We start from the raw sequence: 6,000 nt of genomic DNA, 5'->3' as shown, positions 1-6,000 counted from the left end.
GCGGCAGCAAGCTTAGTAAAACAATTTATGATGGCAGCAGCAGCACAACAATAAACTATATTGGCGGCTTTGAGTTTGATAATAGCAATGCCCTCACAAGTTTTGCCATGCCGGAAGGAAGAGTACGAAAAACTGGAAGCAGCACTTTTACATTTGAGTATTTTATTACCGATCACCAGGGCAATGTAAGAGTGAGCTTTGAAGATAACAGCGGTAGCGCAATAGTAAGACAAGAGAACAGTTACTATCCATATGGAATGATAATGGCAGGCAACTATCAACCCTCAGCACCCAATAATAATTTATACAATGCAGGCAGCAGGTGGCAGGATGATTTTAGTGGTATCGTTGATTATTTCAGTACTTTTTTCAGAGAGTATGATCCGGTTTTGGGGAGATTTAATTCTGTTGACCCGAAAGCGGAAGTGACTTTTGAATTATCTGTTTATCATTATGCTAACAATAATCCTATTAATTTTAATGACCCCTTGGGAGATCTGGCTGAAGGACCGTCTACATATCGGGATGTAAATAATAACAAATGGCACGGTCAAAATCCTCATAGAACGACGGCAATTGATGGAATGGTTTATGATCATATCAATGGAGGACTAATGGAATGGTTTGAGGGATACGGCAGTTGGTTTACAAATGGAAGTGGTGGTAGTGGTAGCAGTGATGTTACAAGGATTCTGGGACAAATAGGGCAATTAATAAATAACGGTTATAACATAAAAGACATTATCGATGAGACTGGAAAATCCTGGGGTGGTGCCACATGGTATTTTAATAACGGAAGTTTTGTAGGGGCTAGTCTTTACTCCCTTACTATAAATCATCAATCTGGTAATTCAAGCCTGAATGAAACAGGATATATTAATAGAAGAAAATGGACTATTAAATATTTCGTAAACTACGAGATAAAATTATGGGGAGACGGCGCATGGGAGTCACAAATATCTCAAAAATATGAACTGCATGTAAACTATGAAACGGAAAGCTATCCTGTTATCGGCGATGGAAAAGTCTTAGGCGATGGTTTGTTTATTGATCCTAAGACTATTAGTGTAGCGGGAACTGGATGGCATATTCAACCTCTTTCCTTTTATAATGATGGTTATAAATTTAGTGATAAGGTGAGTACAAAGTTTAGCTTAACGCATGGAAGTCTTGGAAGTTATTTGACCATTGACCATTGGGGGACCATCACTAGCCCAATTATACCAATGCGTGCACGTCCAAAAGCGGCAATGGTATATTATCTCGCTAACCAGTGGGAAGTAAATATTTATTCTCAAAATCCTGAAATGTCGAATCCAAATAATTCTTTTTCACAGTATCTTAGAGAGGTATTTCTTCCTAAAACCTTTTAATAACAAATGAAAACCATATAAAATGAGAAAATTAATACTAAGCATGACAATCCTTTGCTGGGTTATCAACTTTTCTTGTGCGCAGATTAGTAATAAAGAGAATTTAAATAAGGTGAAGGTCGATCCAAATTTGGAAGACGAATTCTTTAAATCAAAGGCATATTCTGAAAGTGTTTCCTCTTTACAGGTTTATCGAAATGATTCATTGATTTCAGAGGTTACAAATGTGGAGGACCCCAAAGTGAAAAAGGTCGTGAATGCTTTTGTAGCAGATAAATTTGACAAAAGGTTTGGATTAAACCGATGTATCGGAATGGTAAATAAGGATACTACAATAATTGAGCTTCGAAGCAATGCTCTTAAAGACTATTTGCTGTCACTAAAAATTTTTGATGGCTATTTTATATCCAATTTTACCGAGAGTAAAATGCCAAATAGTGATTGGACCCCTATTAAAGAAAAGCTGACTCTTAATACCATCAACTTTAAAACAGATCAAGAGGTTAAAGGTTTAATTGAAATTGAATTTGTGAAAACTAAAAATAGCATTGAAATAGACAGTGTTTTATTTTATGGGCCATTTTATTTTATGGTACCAGAATTTAAAGGCAAATAGCTTTGTTTTAGTCTAATGATATTTATATTGGAGATTTATTGTGTTATAGACTAGGCAATGCCAGCAAGAATTGAATTATCGGATCAGCACTGAGGTGCCTTTTCTTTCAACCCGCTTTCCTGCGATATCAATTGCATTAATGATCCACACATACACACCAACTGGTTGATTGATGCCATTCAGCTTCCCATTCCAACCATCACTCGAGTTCTTACTTGCAAATACCATCTGTCCCCATCGGTTGAAGATCCTGAAATACTCCATCTCTCTTATCCCAAGAGGATAAGGTTGAAGCAATTCATTCTTTCCATCACCATTGGGAGTAAAACCAGAAGGCACATATATATCAAATGTTTTAACCACAGTAATGGATACGTTATCAGTTCCTGTACAACCCTGCGCTGTTGTAATGTTTAAACTAAATACCTGGTCATTCGTAAGCGTCGCAACTGGATTAGCGATATTTGAATTATTCAAAAATGCAGAAGGGGACCATTGATAGTTTGCACCTCCGGATCCATTCAACTGAATGGGCTCATTATATACAGCAATAGTATCTCTGCCTGCATTGGCGATCGCCTGCCTTACGATCAAAGTTTCCAGATGACTGATAGAATTGCATCCATTTTGTGTTGAGGCAATTAACGTTACTGGGAAATCTCCTTCTTGCATAAAAGAATGAACAGGATTTCGAAGTGTCGAACCCGAATTGTCTCCAAAATTCCATTGCCAACTTATTATATTTCCTAAACTGTTTGTTGAGTTATCAGTAAACGTTACTGGTTTGCCAAGGCACACGGTATTAAAACTATAGTCTGCAGTCGGGGCACTTTCGATGCTGATTGGTTTTATTAACGAGCCCCGGCACCCATGCTGAGATATTGCTGTAAGTGTCACATTAAAATTGCCAGGAATAGAATAATTAGCAGTAGGGTTTTGAATAGTTGAAGTGTTTCCATTTCCAAAGTCCCAGGTCCATTGTGCAACGCCGCCAGTTGCATTGCTTGACGCATCGGTCAATAGTATCGCTGAGTCTTTACATCCACCAACGAAGCTAAAATCAACGACAGGTCTCGTATCAACAAAGATTGTCTTTTCAATACTATCGGCGCGACAAACACCACTCGTTGAAACCACAAACTTCACCGTAAAGACACCCGGACTAGCATAGCTATGTGCCGGGCTTTGCTGAACCGAATTATTCCCGTCACCAAAATCCCAGCTATAACCTGTTATTGCACCTGTATTCAAAACTGTATTATCTGTGAATTGATAAATCTGGTTTGCACAATTCCCTGTATTCAAAAAATCGACAGAGAAAACATTATTGATAATAACAGGTTTTGATATTCGAAATGTATCACTGACACCGCAAGGACTGGTTGAATAAACTGTAAGCTGTACATTATAACTACCCGAACCCCTGTACGAATGTCTTACAGTTTGAAATGTGTCCGTAACACCATCTCCAAAATCCCAATGCCATCTAAAGGTGCCCGATAATCCATTGGTAGTTCCCGAGAATTGCACGTAACAATTAATGAACGAGTAAGTAAAATCAATAGGAGGCAGTGGCGCTGCAGTTGAATTTCCGATGATCGCAGGCAACCCTGCAAAACAAAGACGACCATTTAATGCAATCACCGCTTCGGCAAAATTCATCCCTACTCCATAAACATCGGGGTTATTAATAACACTCAAATGATCCGAAAAAAAATCTGTGACATAAATCTTATTATCGGGGCCGAGTTGCATGGCATTGTGAAAGTCATTGGTGATGGTTGTATACTTCGATGCATTGATGGTGGTCTCATTATTGGATGACAGGTCATATTGAAATACATCTTTATTGTTACCTGAACTGACATATAGCAGAGAGGAATTGGGTGAAAACTCAACACCATAAGGACGCAGGGCCGGCTCAAAATAACCAGTCAGGAATACCGGGTTGGAGAGCTGTCCCGTAGCTGTATTAAAATCCAATATTTGTACACCACAACCAGGTCCTCCTGTTATGGCCGCAGCTATTTTTCTTCCGTCAGGTGATACTTTGATCGTGCCAATACCACCAAAATATGGTTGTGTTGTACCCCCATGGATCACACCCACATCTGAAATTATAGGTGTTGTATTGATCCCGCCACAATCAATCTTATACACCCGGTAACGATTATTATTCCATTCTTTGGTAATGACCCAATAGTCAATTCCGTTGGGATGTCTTACAGCAGCCAGTTTTTCAGTGCATGGGGTGTAGAGAAGTACATTCCTGTTTGCCGTTACATCTCCCAGACCACCATTCAATGTCATATCTACTTCTGAATAACGATATCCATTTGTAAAATCATGATCAGCAGCATCAGCTGTAAAAACATAATAACGATTCGTATCTCTTGGTTTCGGGACAACGATGGCTGCATGGGTTGTCGAACCATGCCCAAACAAATTCGTTCCATTAGGCATGAAATTATTTGTCCGGTCCCAGACTTTTATTCCATCCGTATAGAAAAGAATGCTACCTGCACTATTGCTCACCGTGGCACAGCCTTCACTAGCATTCATAAAACTATTGGTTATCACAACAGGGCTGCCGGAATTAAAGGTAATACCTGCCCTCGCGCCAAAATACCAGTTATTCCATTGTTGTGAAATGGAATAAAGATTTAATATTAAAAGCAGTATAGTAAATGGTATTTTCAGGTTCATTTTGCCTGGAAAATCTTTGAAGTAATATACAAAACTTATTATTTTTTCAGCATAATAGAAGATGATTTTCCCTCTGCAAAAACTATTATTTGTGTGCCAGTTATCTTCCTGATCTTTAGCGATTCAATTATATCACCTTCTTTGACAGTATAATCTTTACCTGCCACCGAAATAAAGGCAATTTTCTTTTTTGTTACCTGGTTATTGATCATGCCCCTGTAAACCACCGTGCTGAAATCGTATCGAGGTTTTTCAAGTACAGGTCTAATATTAGTAACAGGGTTATTTTGAAATGGGATCTCAGCGTTTGCCCCTGATCTTCCATTATCATCATTTGCTTTTATGAATGGGTCAGGATAATTGGCAAATAAAGTAAAGCTGTCCTGTGGATCGTCAAGTTTGAGTTTTGCAATTATTTTTTTCACAGGCGGCATGGCAGCATCCTGATCTAATCCTTTTACGATCCTGAAGATGATCAGGCCCCATATTGTCAGAACTCCTGCTAAAAGATAATATCGTATTTTTTTGGGATTCATTAACCCGTTATTGAATTATGAGATTCCAGACATCACTAAATTCAGAATTATAAGCACTGTTCTTTGCTCTTACCCGCCATTGATAAGTTCCGATGGCTAAAACGATCGGGAAAGTATTTCTATCCAATGTAGTATCGACCACCAGGCGCACAATTGAATCAAACCTGGGCGAAACTATCTGCAATTGATATTGACCTGCACCGTCGACCAGGGCCCAGTAAAAAGTATGCATTGGTTCAGTTGTACTCAGATTGTTGACCGGTGCAAGCAGGACGACTTTCCTCCGGGATATATCTATTTCATACGCTGCCACACAGCTAAAAAAAATTAATGCCAACAAAATCAGAAAATTATTTTTTTTCATTTTGTTCTGTCATTAGGTTTTGAATAAAAATTGTACACGTAAGCGAGGTTTCAGATCTCGAAGGGAGTGCAATACTTTTAAACTGAACAGAGCCGACCCTACCAGCATCCGATCTTGTTTCGAGGAAGTAAATCAGTTTAAGACAGGAAGTGAATTTGCCACTTAGCGTTACACTTCTCATAAGTATGCTAAGAGAATCCCTTTGTACTACCGGATAGGGTTTATATTCCTCAATCCGGAGATCATTTTCATCACAAAACTCTCCTGTTATAGTAAGGAGATTCCGGGTTTGATCTGCTGTGTCAAGAATAAAACGGTTGAGAATCTGCTGTAAGTAGTTATTTTTTGCTTTTAGTAAGTGCAGAGCATTGAGATCCTGATTGTTTGCCAAAAAAGTCCGCTGGT

General features: G+C 38.7%; 5 protein-coding genes. 2 read left to right on the top strand and 3 right to left on the bottom strand.

Annotated elements, in window-relative coordinates:
* Positions 1-1,373, top strand: a 1,373-nt coding sequence (locus tag E6H07_16875; GenBank protein ID TMI63070.1) for a hypothetical protein, incomplete at its 5' end; no start/stop codon positions are given.
* 22 nt (positions 1,374-1,395) lie between these two features.
* Positions 1,396-1,989, top strand: coding sequence for a hypothetical protein (locus E6H07_16870; protein ID TMI63069.1), 594 nt, complete (start codon positions 1,396-1,398; stop codon positions 1,987-1,989).
* 75 nt (positions 1,990-2,064) lie between these two features.
* Here the strand turns inward: E6H07_16870 and E6H07_16865 are convergent, their stop codons facing one another.
* The 3 genes from E6H07_16865 to E6H07_16855 are packed head-to-tail and all read right to left on the bottom strand — an operon-like array spanning position 2,065 to position 5,595.
* On the bottom strand, positions 2,065-4,695 hold the full coding sequence (locus tag E6H07_16865; protein TMI63068.1) for a PKD domain-containing protein: 2,631 nt from the start codon (positions 4,693-4,695) through the stop codon (positions 2,065-2,067).
* Positions 4,696-4,733: 38 nt separating this feature from the next.
* A complete protein-coding gene (locus tag E6H07_16860; GenBank protein ID TMI63067.1) occupies positions 4,734-5,231 on the bottom strand; it encodes a hypothetical protein in 498 nt (165 codons plus the stop codon).
* A 7-nt stretch (positions 5,232-5,238) separates the two neighbouring features.
* Positions 5,239-5,595 (bottom strand): hypothetical protein, encoded by a 357-nt coding sequence (locus E6H07_16855; protein TMI63066.1) that lies wholly within the window; start codon positions 5,593-5,595, stop codon positions 5,239-5,241.
* Between the last annotated feature and the right edge of the window lie 405 nt (positions 5,596-6,000).

The organism is Bacteroidota bacterium (assembly GCA_005882315.1).
Classification (GTDB): domain Bacteria; phylum Bacteroidota; class Bacteroidia; order Chitinophagales; family Chitinophagaceae; genus VBAR01.
The sequence above is the reverse complement of the archived record's forward strand: the minus strand, read 5'-3'. Positions and strand labels throughout refer to the sequence as shown.